Genomic DNA, 18,648 nt, shown 5'->3' with positions numbered 1-18,648 from the left:
AACACCGGACAGACTTCCGCGGTTCGACTGACGAACCGCACCCGGCTCTGCCGGCTTTTGTTAAACCCGCCGGGACTACACCGGCCGATGAAAACCAAAATTAGGAGAGATCGACAATGAAGCTTCGTCCTCTGCATGACCGCGTCGTCATCCGTCGCAGCGAAGAAGAGAAGAAATCCCTTGGCGGTATTGTCCTGCCAGGTTCGGCTGCCGAGAAAGCCAACCACGGTGAAGTTCTCGCTGTAGGTACCGGCCGTGTGCTGGACAACGGTGAAGTGCGTGCGCTGGCCGTGAAAGTGGGTGACAAGGTCGTGTTCGGCCCTTACTCCGGCAGCAACACAGTAAAAGTCGACGGCGAAGAACTGCTGGTCATGGGCGAGAGCGAAATCCTCGCTGTTCTCGAAGGCTGATTTCCCCGCTCATCTTCCCGCTACTACACAGTATTTAAGGAATATCGATCATGGCTGCTAAAGAAGTTAAATTCGGCGATTCCGCCCGCAAGAAAATGCTCGCCGGTGTCAACGTCCTGGCTGACGCAGTAAAAGCGACCCTGGGCCCGAAAGGCCGTAACGTGATCATCGAGAAGAGCTTCGGCGCTCCGACCATCACCAAGGACGGCGTTTCCGTAGCCAAGGAAATCGAGCTCAAGGACCGTTTCGAAAACATGGGCGCGCAGCTGGTCAAAGACGTTGCTTCCCGTGCCAACGACGACGCCGGTGACGGCACCACCACCGCCACCGTCCTGGCTCAATCGATCGTCAACGAAGGCCTGAAAGCCGTCGCTGCCGGCATGAACCCGATGGACCTCAAGCGCGGTATCGACAAGGCGACCATCGCCATCGTCAAAGAGCTCAAGGCCCTGTCCAAGCCGTGCGCTGACTCCAAGGCCATCGCCCAGGTAGGCACCATCTCGGCCAACTCCGACAACTCCATCGGCGACATCATTGCCGAAGCCATGGAAAAAGTCGGTAAAGAAGGTGTGATCACCGTTGAAGAGGGTTCGGGCCTGGAAAACGAACTGTCTGTCGTGGAAGGCATGCAGTTCGACCGTGGCTACCTGTCGCCATACTTCGTCAACAAGCCGGACACCATGGTTGCCGAGCTCGACGGCCCGCTGATCCTGCTGGTCGACAAGAAGATCTCCAACATCCGTGAAATGCTGCCAGTGCTGGAAGCCGTTGCCAAAGCCGGCCGCCCACTGCTGATCGTGGCCGAAGACGTTGAAGGCGAAGCCCTGGCGACCCTGGTTGTGAACAACATGCGCGGTATCGTCAAGGTGGCTGCCGTCAAGGCACCAGGCTTCGGCGACCGTCGCAAGGCCATGCTGCAGGACATCGCCGTCCTGACCGGCGGTACCGTGATTTCCGAAGAAATCGGCCTGAGCCTGGAAAGCACCACCCTGGAGCACCTGGGTAACGCCAAGCGCGTCATCCTGTCCAAGGAAAACACCACCGTGATCGACGGTGCCGGCGTTGAGACTGACATCCAGGCTCGCGTTGCCCAGATCCGTGCACAAGTAGCCGAGACTTCCTCCGACTACGACCGTGAAAAACTGCAAGAGCGTCTGGCCAAGCTGTCCGGCGGTGTTGCTGTCATCAAGGTTGGCGCCGGTTCCGAAGTTGAAATGAAAGAGAAGAAAGCCCGCGTTGAAGACGCCCTGCACGCCACTCGTGCAGCCGTCGAAGAAGGCGTGGTACCTGGCGGTGGCGTGGCGCTGGTTCGTGCCCTGCAGGCCATCAGCGAGCTGAAAGGCGACAACGCCGATCAGAACGTAGGTATCACCCTGCTGCGTCGCGCTGTCGAAGCACCGCTGCGCCAGATCGTTGCCAACTCCGGTGACGAGCCAAGCGTCGTGGTCGACAAGGTCAAGCAGGGTTCGGGTAACTACGGTTACAACGCTGCTACCGGCGAATACGGCGACATGATCGAAATGGGTATCCTGGACCCGGCCAAAGTGACTCGTTCGGCTCTGCAGGCTGCGGCCTCCGTTGCCAGCCTGATGATCACCACCGAGGCGATGATCGCTGAAATCAAGGAAGACGCTCCAGCTGGCGGCGGCATGCCAGACATGGGCGGCATGGGTGGCATGGGCGGCATGATGTAAGCCAGCCTTACCCCTGCACTGAAAAACCCCGCCTGCGCAAGCAGGCGGGGTTTTTTATTGGCTGGCTTTGGAAGTACTTTCGTTATTCAGCCAACTACTGTGGGAGCCGAGCTTGCTCGCGATAGCGGTGGATCCGTTTGCAATGATGTCGGACATCCCGCTGTCATCGCGAGCAAGCTTGGCTCCCACAGGTCCGATGCTGCTCAGGCATTGACCGGTTGTGCTTCGGCCAGGGGCTCTGCCCTCGTGGCCGGCCGATAGAGGACGAAGTAATAACACCCCAGGCTAATCAGCCAGCAGAACACCGCTGTCCACACGTTGTGCGAGAAGAAGTGTGCCCCTTGCATCATCCGGCCCACGGAGAACACCGTTCCCAGGGTGAAGGCAAGTATGAAGGCCCGTCGGGCCAGGCGCGGCTTGCGGTCGCGCAGTACGAAGAACAATGCGAACAGTGTAAATCCGGTGGCCGCATGGCCTCCGGGCCAGCATCTGCCCGGTTTGTGGGTGTCTGGCCGCGGGCTCAGCAGTTCACTGTAGGTTTCCTTGCCACCGAACTCCTTCAGGCTCCAGGGGCATTGCACCGCCGTCACCGCTTTCATCGGTGTGACGAAAGATGTCGCCAGCGCCAGGGAGAGCACCAGGCAGCCCAACTCACGTTTGAAGGGTTTAAGTCGGGTGACAAAAAAAGCGCTGATGAAGCCGATGACGGAAAACACCGAAAAGGCGATGACCACTTGTTTCGCCCGGTCATGGAGGATGTCTTCCAGGAAAAAACTGTGTCGTCCAATGAAGTCGCCAGCGGCCGGGTCATAGAACAGCTGGGCAAGGTTCATGTCCAGGTCGGTCCATTCCAGCAAGATCAGAATGATCGCCGTAACGACGGGAATACCCAGATATAGCCAGAAATTCAGGGGGCGAGGGGAAGAGCGTGGAACGCTTGACGGCATGACGGATCCTGCACAAAGAAAGCGCCCCAGGCCATCCTCCCGGGGCAGTTTGGTTAACGTTCGCTGACTTGCTCGGCACCCTCCATGGGTGCTCTCCAGCCAAGCAGCTGTTGCTTGAAGCCATAACTGGCGGTTTGGTAATACGTAATGGCGCGGCCGATCAAAGGATCGTCACTGGTTGCCCGGGACTCGCGGCTTTCGGTCAGTGCATCATCATGCCGACGCAGGCCCTGACGCGGGCTGAGGATCGCCAGATCCTTGCCGTCGAACAAGCCCAGATGCTGGTAATTGCCGACGACGACGCGGGGCGGTAACGGATTGTCCTGTAACAGGTTGCGACCGAAGAAGGTCGATCTGTAGTCCAGATTCAGCAACCCGAGCAAGGTCGGAGCCAGGTCAATCTGACTGGCGAGTTGGGCGTTTTCCCTTGGCTCGATCAGCTTTGGCGCGTAAATGAACAGCGGGATCTGATAGTTACTGATGGGCAGGTCTTCCTTGCCGGCGCTGCCAGCGGTGTGGTCGGCCACGAAGACGAAAATCGTATTATCGAACCACGGTTTCTGCCGTGCCTGTTCCAGGAACTGACCAATTGCATAGTCGGTGTACTTGACCGCTCCATCCCGTCCGTTGCCGGATTTGATATCGATCCGGTTATCCGGGTAGGTGTAGGGGCGATGGTTGGAGGTCGTCATCAATTGCAATAGAAACGGCTGCTGCTTGGCATAGTTGGCGTCGGCCAGTTTCAACGTCTGCGTGTACAAGTCCTCATCGGCCATGCCCCAGGCATTCTTGAAGTGGATTTCGGACTCCTCGACGCTGCTCTGATCGACGACACGATAACCGTTGCCGCTGAAAAAAGCGTTCATGTTGTCGAAGTAGCCGCGGCCACCGTAGACGAACACGCTGTCGTAACCGATCGCGCTCAATTGTTGCCCCAGGCTGGCAAAGCCGCTTTCCCGGCCGATCCGCTTGACGATCGAACGTCCTGGCGTCGGCGGAATGGCCAGGGTAATGGCTTCCAGGCCACGGTCGGTACGGGTACCGGTGGCGTAGAAATTACTGAAATACAGGCTTTGCTTGCGCAAGGCATCCAGGTTGGGGGTCAGGTCGCGTTTGTCACCGTTGCTGCCCAGGTACTTGGCGCTGAGGCTTTCGATGGTCACCAGCACAATGTTCGGTTTGCGAAGGGTGCCGGGATTGTCGATCATCCGCCGGATGTCTTGTGGGTCTTCACCGATGAAACGTGCATTGGGCTCGTTCAGTTCGGCGCGAATATGTTGGGCGACGGTCGCCGGGGCCAAGCTGCTGTAGAACTGTCCGTAGTCCAGTTCGTTGTTACGGAACGCAGCGAAGAACTGGTATGGCCCGTTGCTCGCCAACTCGTTCTGATAGGCGTTGCCGCCCTGGGCGCGTGGTGCATCCTGGCTGAGCAATTGCAGGCTCAGGCCGGCGACGGCGAACAGGCCCAAGGCATTGACCAGGCGTCCGCGAACAGCGGGCAATGGGGCGTCCAGCGCGGCCTTGAGCGGTTTGCGCAAGGCCAGGCTCAAACCCACCGCCAGTACGGCGAGAATCGTCAGCAGGGTGCCGATCGGGTAGGACTCCAGTACGTTGTTCAACACCTCATCGGAATAGACCAGGTAGTCGACGGCGATGAAGTTGAAGCGCACGCCGAACTCATCCCAGAACAGCCATTCGGCCACCGAGGTGAACAGCATGGCGAACAAACTGACCGTCAACAGTCCCTGAAGAAACCAGCGATGGCCGCGACGGCGCCACAAGGCCGCAGGACAAAGCAATAGATACAGGCCCAGCGGCAAGATTGCGTAGGCGAGGAAGCCCAAGTCATACAACAGGCCAATGCCGAAGACCGAAAGGGCGCCACCACCGGATTCATCCAGGTGTGCCAACAGCAAAACGGTTCGGGTCAGCAGAAACACCACCAGCCAGGCGCCGGTGATCAGCAGCAAAAAGCGCATGGGCGCCATTTTCAAAAAGTCCATTTACTACATTCCCTATAGATCAAATCGATAGCGCGAAAGTGTTACGCCCTCACTGTAGTCAGGTTGTGAACCGATAGTGAAAACTTCATCAATAATATGATCGTCCGGAGCCGCTGACGCATGTCGTTTCCGGTCCGTGTGCCGAGTGGGCGCACGAATTAGCCACATCACTGGTCCTGAGTCTTCATTGGCCGTAAGCTGCGCGGGCCAAGACGGCCGTTAACCGTATACGCAGAGGTGCCCATGCGAATTCTATTGGTCGAAGACAACCGTGACATCCTGGCCAATCTGGCCGATTACCTGGGCCTCAAGGGCTATACCGTCGATTGCGCCCAGGACGGTCTGTCGGGCCTTCACCTGGCTGCGACCGAGCATTACGACCTGATCGTGCTCGATATCATGCTGCCGGGCATCGACGGCTACACCTTGTGCAAACGCCTGCGCGAAGATGCCCGGCGCGATACGCCGGTGATCATGCTCACCGCCCGGGATCAACTGGACGACCGCCTGCAAGGCTTCAAGTCCGGGGCCGATGATTACCTGATCAAACCCTTCGCCCTGTCGGAGCTGGCGGCGCGGATCGAAGCGGTCATGCGCCGGGCCCATGGGGGCGGGCGGCGTGCGTTGCAGGTCGGCGACCTGAGTTATGACCTCGATACCCTGGAGGTGACCCGCGAGGGCAAGCTGCTCAAGCTCAACCCGGTCGGCCTGAAGTTGCTGGCGGTACTGATGCAGAAGAGTCCTCACGTGTTGCGTCGGGAAATCCTTGAAGAAGCCTTGTGGGGCGATGACTGCCCGGACAGCGACAGCCTGCGCAGCCATGTCCACCAACTGCGCCAGGTGATCGACAAACCGTTCGAAAAACCATTGCTGCATACCGTGCACGGTGTCGGTTATCGCCTGGCCGAGGGCCGCGATGGAGTTTAAGCAGAGCCTTGCCCAACGGATCATCATCGCGTTTGCCTTGATGAGCGCATTGGTGGCCGGAGCGTTCGCCATGGGAATCGTGGCAACGGTGCACCTGGTGGAGGAGAAGTTGATTTCCTCCGGGTTGGGCGGCGATCTGCAACGCCTGTTGCTGATGGACAGTGTCTCGGACTGGAATCATCGTCCGGAACCTGACCAGTTGTTCTATTTCAGCGGCGGCCAGGGTGACTTCGAATTGCCCAAGGATCTGCGCCATCTGGAGCCCGGCTTCCACGAGGTGTTTCGCGAACAATTGTCCTATCACGCCATGGTGGAGATCGTTGACGGCCGGCATTACGTGTTGCTGCAGGACCAGAGCGATTTCGAAGAACGCGAGCGGGTGCTGTTCGCCGTGGTGCTGGTGGGCTTCGTGCTCAGCCTGGCCCTGGCGGTGTTCCTCGGCTGGATCCTGGCACGCCGGGTGATGGCGCCGGTGGTGCGCCTGGCCCGGCAAGTGCGGCACCGCGACCAGCTCCTCGGACTCGCCCCTCCGTTGGCGCCTGATTATGCCGCCGATGAAGTGGGTGAACTGGCGGTGGCGTTCGACGCGACACTAGGGCGTTTACGCCAGGCCTTGACCCGCGAGCGGTTGTTTACCAGTGATGTCAGCCATGAATTGCGCACGCCGTTGATGGTCTTGGCGACCTCCTGCGAACTGTTGCTGGAAAACCCGGCGCTGGATCAACGTGGTCGTACCCAGGTCGAGCGCATCAGCCGCGCCAGTGAAGAGATGCGTGAGCTGGTGCAAACCTTCCTGATGCTGGCCAGGGCTCAGCGCGAAGATAGCGGCATGTCGCCTCGCCTGACCCTTGGTCAGGTGGCGGAAAATCTCCTTGGCGCATGGCGTGCGGCCATCGAATCCAAAGGCCTGACGCTGATTTTCGAGCCGGGCCAGCCTGTGGATACGCCCTATAACGCCACGTTCCTGACGGCGGTCATGGGCAACCTGCTGCGCAATGCCTTGCACTACACCGACCAGGGCTTCATTCGCCTCACGCTCTGTGGGACTGGATTCGTGGTGGAGGACAGCGGTGTGGGCATTCCCGAGGAGAAGCGCGAGGCGATGTTCGAACCGTTCGTGCGCGGCAATGAAAAGCGCGGCGAGGGTCTTGGGTTGGGGTTGTCGCTGGTGCAGCGGATTTGCGAGAACCAGGGGTGGGTGGTGAGCCTCAGCACGATGGAGCCTAACGGCTGCCGTTTTGAAGTGGAATTGAATCCGAAGGGGTGAGTGCGTTCTTGTAAAATCCTGTAACCATTGAGAAGGTTGCATGACTTTTTTTTCACAAAGCGATGACACACCGATTTATAAGGTTGGACCTGTCTGAAATGGAGGTCTCCTTAATGTCCAAACCCGTCAAGCTCGATTTTTCCGAAAAGTACGACGAGCAGCATGCCCAGAAATACTTCCATAAGCATCGAAGCGGCTTGAGTCGCCGTCTCTCCAATTGGCGAGATCAACAACTGGCCAAGCGTGCATTGGCACTTGCCGGTGACCCGGGGCTGGTATTGGATCTGCCTTGCGGTGCCGGACGCTTCTGGTCCTTGCTGGCCGAAAAACCGAATCGCGTTATCATCGGCGCGGACAATTCCGAGGCGATGATCAAGACTGCAATGGAGTCTCAACCCGCTGATGTCGTAAAACGGGTACAACCCTTGCACACATCTGCGTTTGACATCGCCTTGCCTGATAACGCCGTCGACAGCATTTTTTGCATGCGTCTGCTTCATCACATTGGTGAACCTGCGCATCGACTGGCCATTCTGAAGGAGTTCGCGCGTGTCAGCCGCGACAGCGTGATTATTTCATTGTGGGTCGATGGCAATTTCAAGGCCTGGAAACGCAAGCGTCAGGAGTGTAACCGTGGGCAGAAAGACTACCAGAATCGATTTGTGTTACCGGTCGCTACAGTAGAGGAAGAGTTTCGGCAGGCTGGGTTTCGTATCCAGGAACAACTGGACTTCATACCGCTCTATGCCATGTGGCGAGTTTATGTATTACGCAAGAGGTAACAGCATGGTTGCGCAGGTAGCAAACACCCAGGAGATTTCCCGCAACAGTTTCGACCATTTCTGGAGCATGCAAGGTGAGTGGGTAGAGGAGCCCAATGTGCGCCGTGGCGGCGAAAGTGGTGTACAGCGGATCATCGGCAAGGACGGCGAGCTGCTTTACGCCAAGCGCCAGACTGGACACATTTATCGCAGTTGGTTGCATCCGTTCGGTCGTCCGACCGTGCTGCGTGAACAGGACGCGCTCCTGGCGTTGCCTCGACTCAACGTCCGGGTACCCGAGCTGGTTTTCTGTGCGGCCCAACCGGACCCGGACCATAAATGGCGGGCGTTGCTGGTGACTCGTGCGCTTGAAGGTTTCGAGGAGATCGAGCACTGGTATGCCGGCGGCGGTCGTGAGCGTCATGGCGAAGCGGTGCATGACCAGATCCTTCGGGACCTGGCTGAAAACCTGGCCCGCATGCACAAGGGCCGATGGCAACACAGCTGCATCTATATCAAGCATGTTTTTGTGCGTGTGACCGGGGAAGGCGAAGCGGCGAAACCCGAAGTCGCCCTGTTGGATCTGGAGAAGTGTCGCCAGCGCCTGACTGCCCGACGGGCTGCATCCCATGACATGAAGCAGCTACGGCGCCATTCGTCGTTCAGCGATTCTGACTGGAAAAAACTCGTCTACTTTTATGAGACGGCGTTTGGCAGCGCTATCAAAGGCTTATAACGATGAAACTTGAAATTGCTAGAGGTGTGTTTTTGGTTGGAGCCCTGGCAGTTGCATCGATGGCGGTGGCTGTGTGGGAACAGCCCCGTTCTCAGGTACTCAGTGCCTCCAACTCTGACGCTCACTGCCCCTTACCACGGGTGGCCAAGGCCAGCGAGGTCATCCGGCCGGATAATGACCTGTTGCTGTTCATGTTCAGTCTTTCCCAAGGCGTGAGGCCACAGAGTTGAGAGTTACGGAGCCCAAATAAAGGCTGCCTTCGGGTAGCCTTTTTTATGTCTGGTTACTTATTGGGAAGGCAATTGTGGTGATGTGGCGAGGGGATCCTCTTCAATAGGGGTCAGGCTTTATCCGGCTTGGCCAGCAGCGTGTAGATGCAAGGCAATACGAACAGCGTGAACAGGGTGCCAATCGACATGCCGGTGGCGATGACCATGCCGATGTCGAAGCGGCTCACCGCTCCGGCGCCGGTGGCCAGGATCAGCGGCACCATACCAAACACCATTGCGGCAGTGGTCATCAGCACCGGCCGCAAACGAATCGACGCGGCTTGCTCCACGGCTTCCCGTGGCGTCAGGCCCTGTTCCTTGCGCAACTGGTTGGCAAACTCAACGATCAGAATCCCGTGCTTGCTGATCAGGCCGATCAGCGTCACCAATCCCACCTGGGTGTATATGTTCATGCTCGACCAGCCGAGGAACAGCGGAATCAGTGCGCCGCAAATGGACAGCGGTACCGTCACCAGGATCACCAGGGGGTCACGAAAGCTCTCGAACTGGGCAGCCAGCACCAGGAAAATGATCGCCAGCGCCAGGGTAAAAGTGACCCACAAGGCACTGCCTTCCTGGACGAACTGACGCGAGGCCCCGGCGTAATCGAAGGCAAACCCTACCGGTGCTTCTTCATGGGCGATCTGGCGGACGGTCTGGATGGCCTCGCCCATGCTCACGATGGGGAAGCCGGAAATTCTCACCGCATTGAGTTGCTGGAACTGATTGAGTTGCCGCGGGCGGGCCCGGTCGCTGACCTTGATCAGCGTCGATAGCGGTAGCGATTCACCCTTGGCATTTTTCACGTAGTAATTGTTCAACCAGGCAGGATTGTCCCGGAATGGCCGTTCGACCTGGGCAATGACCTTGTAGCTGCGCCCTTCGAGGGTGAAGCGGTTGATCTCCGACTCCCCCAGCAAGGTGGCGAGGGTTCCGCCCAAGTCCTGCATCGAGACGCCCATCTGGGCTGCCTTGTCACGATCGATGTCGACGACGACTTCGGGCTTGTCGAAGGCCAGGTCAATGTCCATGAACGCGAACTTTCCGGTTTCCACTGCGCGTTTCTTGATCCTCTCGGCCACTTCCAGAAGCGTCGCGTACTCCTTCGGGGAGTTGATCACGAAGTCAAAGGGCAGGCCTTCACCGGTGCCGGGCAGGGAAGGGAGGTTGAAACCGAAGATCTGCAGGCCCGGGATGCTTTCCAGCTTGGCCTGGACATCAGGCAGGATTTCCATCTGGGTGCGGCTGCGTTCGTTCCAGGGCTTGAGCAGGAAACCGCCGATGCCGGATTGCACGCCGTTGTAGCCGTTGATCTGGAACGAAGAGTAGTACTCCGGGAATTCCTTGAAGATTTCGAGGAAGTGGCCCGTGTAGGTGTTCAGGTAGTCGAGGTTGGTCGGCTGCGGCGCCGTAGCCATCATGAAAATGATGCCCTGGTCTTCGTCGGGAGCCAGTTCGGATTTGGTAAACATGAGCAGTACCGGAATCAGCAACAGAACGATCACGGCGAACACCAGCACCACCGGCCGGGTATTGAGCGTGCCATGAAGCATGCGCTGGTAACGGGTCTTCAAGCGTTCGAAAACCATGTCCAGTCGATGGGCCAGCCCCGAAGGGTTCTCGTCGTGGCGCAGCAGCATGGCGCACATCATGGGCGACAGGGTCAGGGCGACGATCCCGGAGATCACCACGGCCCCGGCCAGGGTCAGGGCGAACTCCTTGAACAGGGCGCCGGTCAGGCCTTCGAGCAGGCCGATCGGCGCATACACCGCCGCCAGCGTGATGGTCATCGAGACCACCGGCATGGCGATTTCCCGAGCACCTTCCAACGCAGCATCGAACGGGCTTTTGCCTTCCTCGATATGCCGGTGGATGTTCTCCACGACGACGATGGCGTCGTCCACCACCAGGCCGATGGCCAACACCATGGCGAGCAGCGTCAGCAGGTTCATCGAGTAGCCCATCAACTGCATGAAGAACATCACGCCGATCATCGACAGCGGGATGGTCACCACCGGGATGAGTACCGAACGCAGGGCGCCGAGAAACAGGAACACCACGACGATGACGATCAGCACCGCTTCGAACAGGGTTTTCACCACCTCATCGATGGATGCCTGGATGAACAGGGTCGCATCGTAGGCAATCTCGGCCTTGAGGTTCACCGGCAACTGGGCCTCCATTTCCGGCATGATCTTGCGCACTTCCCGGATCACATCCAGCGGGTTTGCGCCGGGCGTGGCCTTGATCCCGATGTACACCGAGGGCGTACCACCGAAGGAGCTGATGGTGTCGTAGTTCTCGGCACCCATTTCCACCCGGGCCACATCCCGCAGCAAGACCCGGCTATCACCGTCGGTCTTGAGCGGTATCGCGGCAAAGGCCTCGGCGGATTTGAGTTCGGTGTTGGCATTGATGCTGGTGACCACGTATTCGCCCTTCACCTCGCCAGCCGCCGAGAGAAAGTTGTATTGGCGCACGGCGTTGGTCACGTCGGCGGCGGTCAGGCCGAATCCGGCGAGCTTGGCGGGGTCGAGCCACAGGCGCATGGCAAAGTCCTGGTTGCCAAGGATTTCCGCTTCAGCCATGCCCGGGAGTGTCGCCAGCTTGGGCTGGATCACCCGTGACAGGTAGTCGGTGATCTGCGGGTTGTTCAGTTCCTTGCTGAAAAAGCTGATGTACATCAGGGCCGAGGCATCGGCGGCTTCCCGGCTGAGCACCGGGTCCTCGGCATCCTGGGGCAGTTGGTTCTTGACCTCGTTGGCCTTGGCCAGCAGTTCGGTGAAGAGCCGGTCGCTGTTGGAGCCGATGCGGGCGTGGACTGATATCACCGAGAAGTTCTGGCGGCTGACCGAAGTCATGTAGTCGATGCCCTCGGCGCTGGCCAGGCTCTGCTGCATCGGCTGGGTGATGTAGCCCTGGATGGTCTCGGCGTTGGCCCCCGGGTAAGCGGTGGTCACCGTGATCAGGGCGTTTTCCATCTGTGGGTACTGGCGCAGGGGCAGCTTGCTCCAGGCCTGGAAGCCCAACAGCACGATCAACAGGCTGACCACGGTGGCGAGCACCGGGCGGCGGATGAACGGATCGGTAAAAGCCATGGGGATTCCTTGATCAGTCCGCGCGGCGCGGGCTGTTCTGTTCGGTCAGGGTCTTGTCGTCGCTGATGGCGATGTGGGTACCGTTATCCAGTCTGATCTGGCCGGCGATCACGACCTGTTCGCCGCTCTGTATGCCCTTGGTAACCAGCACCAGCCCGTCACGACGTTCGCCGGTCTCGACGAAGCGCCGTTCGACAATCAGGACCGGCTGGCCCTTGTCGTCCTTCTCGACACTGCCGTCGGCGGCTTTTTTCTGTGTGACCACGTACATGGAGTTGCCATAGAGGGTGTAGGTCACGGCACTCTCCGGCACGACAATTCCGGCCGCCACGTCCGGCAGGATCACCTGCAGGTTGGCGAACATGCCGGGCAACAGCTTGCCATCGGGGTTGGCGAGGGTGGCGCGTACCAGCACATTGCGGGTGCTGTCCTCGACCTTGGGGTTGATGGCACTGATGGCGCCGACGAACGTCTGGCCGGGGTAGGCCGAGACGCCGACGTTGACCGATTGGGCAACAGCCAGCCTTGGCACCGTTTGCTCGGGGACGTAGAAGTCGACGTAGAGGCTGCTGAGGTCTTGCAGGGTGGCGATGACCGTGCCGCTGGCAAGGTAGTCGCCGACATCCACCTGGCGAATGCCGATGGTGCCGCTGAACGGCGCGACGATGCGTTTCTTGTCCAGAGAAGCCTTGAGCTGATTGACCGTGGCCTGGTTCTTTTTCAACTGCGCCGAAAGTCGGTCGAATTCACCCTTGGAGATCGCCTGGCTGCCCACCAGTTGCCGGCCGCGGCCGAAGTCCAGTTGTGACAGGCCCAGGTCGGCCTCGGCGGTTTCCAGCAGGGCACTTTCGACCTCGCTGTCCAGTTGCAGGAGCGGCTGTCCGGCCTTGACCTTCTGTCCGGACTGGAACAGCACCTTCTGCACGGTCCCGGCAATCTCCAGGCTCAGGTCCACGCCTTGCAACGCCTTGAGACTGCCAACGGTAGGCAGCCGGCTCTGCCAGGGCTGCTCGGCGGCACTGGCCACGGCAACACCGATGGGTGGTTTCGGTACAGAAAACGACTGGATCTGCTGGTAGATGGAGAAGGCCTTGTAGCCGCCCAATAACAGCACCACCAACAGGACAACACCCAACATGATCAGCATGCGGCGTCGCAGCATGTTCCACTTCCTTGGACAGGCGTTTAAAAAGACATTCAGGCCGGCACATTACTCTGAGTGTGCGGGTGATTCCAGATCCTGCAAGGCCTACGTCGCGTAGGAATATTCCTGAAATACAGGGGGCTGCATCGATAGCTTCGCCCCCATTCAATCAGGCCAGATGCAAATGGTTGTCCCAGAGCCCCGCCGGCAGGTCCAATGGCTTTGCTACCAGTTGGGCCTGTCGGCAATCGTAATAGCGGCAACGCCCCTGACCCGAGGTCACGACGAAGCCATCCGCCACCGCACCCACCCCGGCGCAATCCGGCAGAGGGGCATCCAGGCGGACTTCACCACTGTCCAGGTCCCAGATGAAAAAGCGATTGCCACGAGGGGCCGTCAGGGCGACCAGGCGCAGGTCGCTGTGCACGGCGACACTGGCGGTGTAGTGCCCCATGGCTTGCAATTGCTGTTCGGCCACTGGAAACGCCTTGAAGGGCTGGCCCGGACGCTTGATCGCCACCAGCTCCGAGGATTCGTGGGCGTCCCCCATGAACTGCTGGCCGGAAACGATGGTGCCGTCACTGGCGATGCCCAGGTGGCGCACGCTGTTCATCTGCTGGGGGAGGGTCTCCTTGCTCAACAGCGTGCCATCGCGCTGCATGAGCACCAGGCTGGGCTCCATGGCGTCGAGGTTCATCTCGACCCGGCTCTCGGCTTCGGTGCGGATGCCGCCGTTGGCCACTACCAGGGTTTCGCCGTCGGGCATCCACGACACCTGGTGCGGGCCGATGCCGTGGGTGGGGATTTCGCCGCTGTGCACCAGCCGATCGCCTTCGAAGCGGTACACGCCCAGCAGGCCGCGTCCGGGATCCGAGGTGTCATTCTCAGTGGCGTACAACCACTCGCCGCTGCGATGGATCACCGCATGGCCGTAGAAATGCCGGTTCGGCAAGGACGTGATGGTCTGCAGCAATGTCCCGTCGCGCAGATCGATCAGGTAGCTTTCGGTGCCCGGGCGACGGGCAACGAACAGCGCAACCGGCTGCGATGGATGATTGACGATGTCATGGCAACGCTGGTCGACCTGGGTGGCGAACACCCGTGTGCCGTCCAGTCGATAACCCACGGCGTAGTGCTTGCCATCGCCATCGTCCCGTGCCGAAAGCAGCAGCGCAGGGGTGTCCTTTTGCTTGAACAGCGTCCAGCCACCCAGGGTAACGGCGCCGAGCAGCAAGCTGCCCAGTGCCAGAGCCTGACGTCGAAACATGATCAGTCACCGTCGTTGGCATTGAAGCCCAGTTGGATGCCCAGCGCCTTGGCCAGTTCGCCTTCATGCAGGCGATGGACGACGTTGAGGCTGTCGTACAAATCATTGAGCTGCTGACGCCCGGCGTCGTCGTTGAGCATTTCGGTCAGCGAACGCTGGGTGCTGGCGAACAGCTTCAATGAGGCGTCATAGGCGGCGTCGATCTTGTCGGCCAAGGGCTTCTGGTCGCTTGGCAACAGACCGCGCAGGCCCTTGTTATCCACGCCGACCCAGACCGTCTTCGCCGCGCTGAGGCTGGCTTCCAGGCCTTGCAGCGACGACTGGCTGCGCCAGGCGTCGGCCTGGAAAGGTTGCGGCACGCCTTTGGTCTGACGGCCCATCGGGGTGCCGAGTTTCTTCTTCAATGTGTCGAGAGCAGTGACCTGGACCCGCAGCAGATCGGCGATCGCTTCGTGGGAGTCGGCGTAGCGCTGGTTCGGGAACTTGCTCATCTGGGCGAGCATGCCGTCGTTGGTGTTCCAGCGCGACAGGATCTCTTCGGCCAGTTGCTTCTGACGTTCACCGATGGCCATCAGCAGTGGGCAATACTTGGCTTTCTGCGCGCTGTCGGCCATGTCGATCTTGGCGTCGAACAGCAGGTATTCGTAGGCCGAGAGGCCTTGGACCACGACGCTGGATTTGGCCAGGGCGGCGGCGTCGATCTGTGGCTGGCTTTCGACCAGTTGCTCGACCTGACGGCCCACCAGGTTTTTCTTGTCCGGCCAGAACTGTACCTGCCAGGCGCGGTTGCCCTCGGCCAGCGGACCGATCAGCAGCGGTTGTAGCTCGGCCCAGGCCTTTTGTGCCTTGAGGAAGTCGGCGCGGGCGGTGTCCAGGTTTTCCTTGCCTTGGCAGAACGCCAGGGCGCTGCTCGCCAGTTGCCGGTCGGCATCGACCCAACGGCTGTAGGTCGGCAGGATCACTTGCTTGGCGATGGCGGCCGACGTGAGGGCTTGCGGGTCCTGCGGCGAGCAGGCGCCGAGGGCGATGGCGGCGAGGCTGGTGAACAACAGCTTGGGACGGAACATGTCGGACTCCCGTTTCGGAAAATTGTTTAAAGGGAATTCAGGAAAGCCAGCAACGCGGCGCGTTGCTCTGCATTGAATGCTAAAACCTGGCGCTGTGCCGCTTGCGCTTCACCGCCATGCCACAGCACGGCTTCGAGCAGGTTGCGGGCGCGCCCGTCGTGCAGGAATTGGGTGTGGCCGCTGACGGTTTCGGTCAAGCCGATACCCCACAGCGGCGGGGTCCGCCAGTCACGGCCACCGGCCTTGAATTCGCTGCGGTTGTCGGCCAGGCCTTCGCCCATGTCGTGCAACAACAGGTCGGTGTAAGGACGGATGACCTGGTTCGCCAGCTCCGGCTCGGCGGCGTTCGGGGACGTGGTGTATTTCGGTGTATGGCAGGACTGGCAACCGACCTGGAAAAACAGATTCTTGCCGGCCAGCACCTGGGGTGAACCCACGTCCCGGCGCGCCGGTACGGCCAGGTTGCGACTATAGAACAGCACCAGCCGCAGGATGTTGTCGCTCACCTCTGGTTCGCCGTCCGGGCCGTTGCCATTGGGCGCGCGCTTGCAATCGACCTGGGCCTCGGTGCAGTCGTCGAACGGCCGCAGGCTTGTCGTCAGGCCCATGTCGCCGGAGAACGCGTGGACGTTCTGCTGGTTGAGGTTGGGTTGTCCGGCTTTCCAACCGAAACGTCCCATGACGGTTTTCTGCTGGGCATCGTCCCAGACCTGGTTCGGTCGACCGGCAATGCCGTTCTTCTCCCGCGCCTGGGCCTCGGCGTTCGCCAGGATGGCTTCATCGGGAATGGCTTCCAGCAATCCCAGGCCGATCATCGGCGGCGCGACCCGGGCGGATAATCGTGTGTCAGGGTGCATCGGACCGTAGCCCAACTGGCTGATCTGCAGGCTCGGCTTGCGCAGTTCCACCACCGTGCCGTCGTTGAAACGCACCGGGACAGGCGCGTAGTCAACCCGCACCTTGCCTTCCGGGGCGACGCCGGGGACGGACATATCCTGTAGCTGCCCGCCGTAGACCGGCTCCGGCACCACGCCCAGGTGCTCGATGATCTTGGCGTAGGGCGGCGCATCGGGGATCGACAGGCGCACCAGCATCGACACCGCATTGGCCGCGTCCGGCGTTGGAGGATGGCCGCGACCGTCCTTGATATGGCAGTTCTGGCAGGCATTGGTATTGAACAGCGGCCCGAGGCCATCCCGGGCGGTGGTGGTCGACGGTGCGATCACCCAGGGGCTGCGGAAAAAACTGTTGCCGACGCTGAAGTCCACGCGCCGCGAGGGCGGCAGGTTGGCAGAAGGCAGGGAGAATGCGTTCTGGTCGGCCTTGCGTACTGTCGCGGCGCCGCCAGACCGGGCTTCACCGGGCTCGGCCTGGGTAAAGCGCGGCGCGTCGTCGCAGGCACTCAGGCCCATGGCCGTGGCCAGTGCCATGAACAGCGCGCATAGAAGAGGCAACGACGGCATCGAGCATCCCGGAAGACGAGTGAAACGAGGGCGCAAAGTCTAACAGGATGGGGGACTTTGAATAAGAGGAATTATCGTTTGGTTTTGGGGCGGCAGTCCTGTCGCCACAATCCCTGTGGGAGCGAGCCTGCTCGCGAGACGATGGTTCAGTCGATGATGATGTTGACTGACACGACCCTTTCGCGAGCAGGCTCGCTCCCACAATTGTTTTGCGGTGACTGCGGGCATGGGCTTAAGGCTGGACAACGGCCCCCGGCACCAACGGCAGTTCCAGGCTTGCGATGAACCCGCCCCCGGGATGATTGGCCAGTATCAACGTACCACCGTGGCGTTCGGCGGCACGGCGCGCAATGGCCAGGCCCAGGCCATGACCGGCGGCAGTCTGGCCCGGCGCACGATAGAACGGTTCGCCCAATTGGCCCAAGTGTTCGGCTTCCACGCCCGGGCCATGGTCGCGCACACTCACCATGACTCGTTCGCCCTGGCGCACCGCGCGCATCTCGATGGGTTGTCCGGCGGGATTGAAGCGCTGGGCGTTGCGCAGCAGGTTGTCTACTGCTCGCTCGATCATGGTCGGCCAGCCCTTTAGGGTCAGGTTCGGCTCGGCGTTCAGTTGTACGCTTTGCTCGGGAGAGGCCAATTGCGCATCTTTTTGCAGGGTGACCAGCAAGCCATTGAGGTCCACGTCTTCGGCGCTGGCGTTGTCGGCATCGACCCGGGCCAGTACCAGGATTTCACTGATCAACGCTTCCAGGCGATCGCATTCGCGGGTCAGGCGCGGCCATAGCGCTTCGCGCTCCTGTGGGCCGGCCCGCTCCGCCAATGCCAGGGCGATGCGCAGGCGGGCCAGGGGCGAGCGCAGTTCATGGGACACGTCCCGCAGCAACTGTCGCTGGCTGCCGATCAGGCTTTGCAAGCGCGCGCCCATGCGGTTGAAGTCTGTCGCCAGTACACCGAATTCGTCGCGGCGGTTGGCCAGTTTGGCGAGGCTGTTCTGCTGGTAGGTGGTCTGTCCCAGGTCATGCACGGCGCCGCGCAGTCGGTTCAACGGGCGAGTGATGGAGAGGGTCACCAGCAGACTGAACACGGTCAGTACCACCAGGGCGATCCCCAGGGCACTGAGGGGCCAGAGCAGGCTGTCACGGTGCCAGGCGTCCAGCTCGGGATGGGGGATGCGGTAGATGAACAGGTAAGTGTCGCCGGTCTTGGCGCTGGTGAACTCGTCGGTCAGGCGCCGCCAGGGCAGGCGTCGGTCGTCGTTGTTCTGTCGTGCCTCGAAGGCGGCCGCGCGATGGGGAAACGTGCCGCGCACCACCGGGTCGCCACTCTCGTTGAACACCTGAACGTCGATGTGATACTGGCGTTTGCGCTGCTGCAGAATATCCTGGGCGGCGTCTTCGCCCTGGCTTTCGTAGGTTTGCGTCCACTCTTCGGGCAGGGTGTTGAGCCCCGGATGGCGGCTGAGAATCCAGGCGTCCTGGTTCAGCATGTGCCCCAGCAGGATGGAGAGCCCAGCAACCAGCGTGATGGCCAGCCAGAAACTGGCCAGGATGCGCCAGAACAATGAACGCACGGTAAATCCTCGAAAACAGGGA

Annotated in this window: 15 protein-coding genes; 7 read left to right on the top strand and 8 right to left on the bottom strand. The window is 60.4% G+C overall.

From position 1 onward, the window contains the following. Positions 1–116 precede the first annotated feature (116 nt). Complete coding sequence (locus ACODTO_RS15115; RefSeq protein WP_024779525.1) at positions 117–410, top strand: co-chaperone GroES; 294 nt, start codon at positions 117–119, stop codon at positions 408–410. A gap of 50 nt (positions 411–460) precedes the next feature. Beyond that, positions 461–2,104, top strand: a complete 1,644-nt coding sequence (groL, locus tag ACODTO_RS15110; RefSeq protein WP_024779526.1) for a chaperonin GroEL — start codon at positions 461–463, stop codon at positions 2,102–2,104. A gap of 203 nt (positions 2,105–2,307) precedes the next feature. Here groL and ACODTO_RS15105 read toward each other — a convergent pair whose 3' ends face one another. Further along, positions 2,308–3,051: a phosphatase PAP2 family protein gene (locus tag ACODTO_RS15105; protein ID WP_139647767.1), complete on the bottom strand. Its 744-nt coding sequence runs from the start codon at positions 3,049–3,051 to the stop codon at positions 2,308–2,310. Positions 3,052–3,104: 53 nt separating this feature from the next. Continuing rightward, positions 3,105–5,054, bottom strand: a complete 1,950-nt coding sequence (locus ACODTO_RS15100) for an LTA synthase family protein (protein WP_175384704.1) — start codon at positions 5,052–5,054, stop codon at positions 3,105–3,107. Positions 5,055–5,297: 243 nt separating this feature from the next. Between ACODTO_RS15100 and colR the strand changes: the two genes are divergently transcribed. From colR to ACODTO_RS15075, 5 genes are all read left to right on the top strand, one after another. Then, positions 5,298–5,981, top strand: a complete 684-nt coding sequence (colR, locus tag ACODTO_RS15095) for a two-component system response regulator ColR (RefSeq protein WP_175384705.1) — start codon at positions 5,298–5,300, stop codon at positions 5,979–5,981. Continuing rightward, entirely contained in the window at positions 5,971–7,248 is a 1,278-nt protein-coding gene (locus tag ACODTO_RS15090; protein WP_139647770.1) for a sensor histidine kinase, read from the top strand. Before colR ends, ACODTO_RS15090 begins: the two co-directional genes overlap by 11 nt. Positions 7,249–7,361: 113 nt before the next feature. Further along, the gene (locus ACODTO_RS15085) at positions 7,362–8,030 is read left to right on the top strand and encodes a class I SAM-dependent methyltransferase (protein ID WP_489106666.1); all 669 of its coding nucleotides are present in this window, start codon (positions 7,362–7,364) and stop codon (positions 8,028–8,030) included. Positions 8,031–8,034: 4 nt separating this feature from the next. After that, the gene (locus ACODTO_RS15080; RefSeq protein ID WP_139647774.1) at positions 8,035–8,745 is read left to right on the top strand and encodes a lipopolysaccharide kinase InaA family protein; all 711 of its coding nucleotides are present in this window, start codon (positions 8,035–8,037) and stop codon (positions 8,743–8,745) included. 2 nt (positions 8,746–8,747) lie between these two features. Further along, complete coding sequence (locus tag ACODTO_RS15075; protein WP_139647776.1) at positions 8,748–8,975, top strand: hypothetical protein; 228 nt, start codon at positions 8,748–8,750, stop codon at positions 8,973–8,975. A 110-nt stretch (positions 8,976–9,085) separates the two neighbouring features. Here the strand turns inward: ACODTO_RS15075 and ACODTO_RS15070 are convergent, their stop codons facing one another. The 6 genes from ACODTO_RS15070 to ACODTO_RS15045 all read right to left on the bottom strand — a co-directional run bounded on the left by ACODTO_RS15070 (position 9,086) and on the right by ACODTO_RS15045 (position 18,626). Continuing rightward, positions 9,086–12,112 (bottom strand): multidrug efflux RND transporter permease subunit, encoded by a 3,027-nt coding sequence (locus ACODTO_RS15070; protein WP_139647778.1) that lies wholly within the window; start codon positions 12,110–12,112, stop codon positions 9,086–9,088. A 13-nt stretch (positions 12,113–12,125) separates the two neighbouring features. Next, the gene (locus ACODTO_RS15065; RefSeq protein ID WP_139647780.1) at positions 12,126–13,274 is read right to left on the bottom strand and encodes an efflux RND transporter periplasmic adaptor subunit; all 1,149 of its coding nucleotides are present in this window, start codon (positions 13,272–13,274) and stop codon (positions 12,126–12,128) included. A 151-nt stretch (positions 13,275–13,425) separates the two neighbouring features. Next, entirely contained in the window at positions 13,426–14,523 is a 1,098-nt protein-coding gene (locus ACODTO_RS15060; protein ID WP_175384707.1) for a DUF1513 domain-containing protein, read from the bottom strand. A gap of 2 nt (positions 14,524–14,525) precedes the next feature. After that, positions 14,526–15,590 (bottom strand): imelysin family protein, encoded by a 1,065-nt coding sequence (locus ACODTO_RS15055; protein WP_489106665.1) that lies wholly within the window; start codon positions 15,588–15,590, stop codon positions 14,526–14,528. 26 nt (positions 15,591–15,616) lie between these two features. Next, positions 15,617–17,053 (bottom strand): di-heme oxidoreductase family protein, encoded by a 1,437-nt coding sequence (locus ACODTO_RS15050; protein WP_489106664.1) that lies wholly within the window; start codon positions 17,051–17,053, stop codon positions 15,617–15,619. A 232-nt stretch (positions 17,054–17,285) separates the two neighbouring features. Then, the gene (locus ACODTO_RS15045) at positions 17,286–18,626 is read right to left on the bottom strand and encodes a sensor histidine kinase (protein WP_139647788.1); all 1,341 of its coding nucleotides are present in this window, start codon (positions 18,624–18,626) and stop codon (positions 17,286–17,288) included. Positions 18,627–18,648 lie beyond the last annotated feature (22 nt).

The sequence above is a fragment of the Pseudomonas sp. FG13 genome (genome assembly GCF_057809755.1).
Note: the sequence above shows the minus strand (reverse complement) of the source record. Positions and strands in the feature narration are given on the sequence as shown.

What these genes read in the sequence shown, in the direction of transcription:
- ACODTO_RS15115 (WP_024779525.1), top strand. Translation starts at nt 117, where the DNA reads ATGAAGCTTCGTCCTCTGCATGACCGCGTCGTCATCCGTCGCAGCGAA.
- groL (WP_024779526.1), top strand. Translation starts at nt 461, where the DNA reads ATGGCTGCTAAAGAAGTTAAATTCGGCGATTCCGCCCGCAAGAAAATG.
- ACODTO_RS15105 (WP_139647767.1), bottom strand. Translation starts at nt 3,051, where the DNA reads ATGCCGTCAAGCGTTCCACGCTCTTCCCCTCGCCCCCTGAATTTCTGG.
- ACODTO_RS15100 (WP_175384704.1), bottom strand. Translation starts at nt 5,054, where the DNA reads ATGGACTTTTTGAAAATGGCGCCCATGCGCTTTTTGCTGCTGATCACC.
- colR (WP_175384705.1), top strand. Translation starts at nt 5,298, where the DNA reads ATGCGAATTCTATTGGTCGAAGACAACCGTGACATCCTGGCCAATCTG.
- ACODTO_RS15090 (WP_139647770.1), top strand. Translation starts at nt 5,971, where the DNA reads ATGGAGTTTAAGCAGAGCCTTGCCCAACGGATCATCATCGCGTTTGCC.
- ACODTO_RS15085 (WP_489106666.1), top strand. Translation starts at nt 7,362, where the DNA reads ATGTCCAAACCCGTCAAGCTCGATTTTTCCGAAAAGTACGACGAGCAG.
- ACODTO_RS15080 (WP_139647774.1), top strand. Translation starts at nt 8,035, where the DNA reads ATGGTTGCGCAGGTAGCAAACACCCAGGAGATTTCCCGCAACAGTTTC.
- ACODTO_RS15075 (WP_139647776.1), top strand. Translation starts at nt 8,748, where the DNA reads ATGAAACTTGAAATTGCTAGAGGTGTGTTTTTGGTTGGAGCCCTGGCA.
- ACODTO_RS15070 (WP_139647778.1), bottom strand. Translation starts at nt 12,112, where the DNA reads ATGGCTTTTACCGATCCGTTCATCCGCCGCCCGGTGCTCGCCACCGTG.
- ACODTO_RS15065 (WP_139647780.1), bottom strand. Translation starts at nt 13,274, where the DNA reads ATGCTGCGACGCCGCATGCTGATCATGTTGGGTGTTGTCCTGTTGGTG.
- ACODTO_RS15060 (WP_175384707.1), bottom strand. Translation starts at nt 14,523, where the DNA reads ATGTTTCGACGTCAGGCTCTGGCACTGGGCAGCTTGCTGCTCGGCGCC.
- ACODTO_RS15055 (WP_489106665.1), bottom strand. Translation starts at nt 15,590, where the DNA reads ATGTTCCGTCCCAAGCTGTTGTTCACCAGCCTCGCCGCCATCGCCCTC.
- ACODTO_RS15050 (WP_489106664.1), bottom strand. Translation starts at nt 17,053, where the DNA reads ATGCCGTCGTTGCCTCTTCTATGCGCGCTGTTCATGGCACTGGCCACG.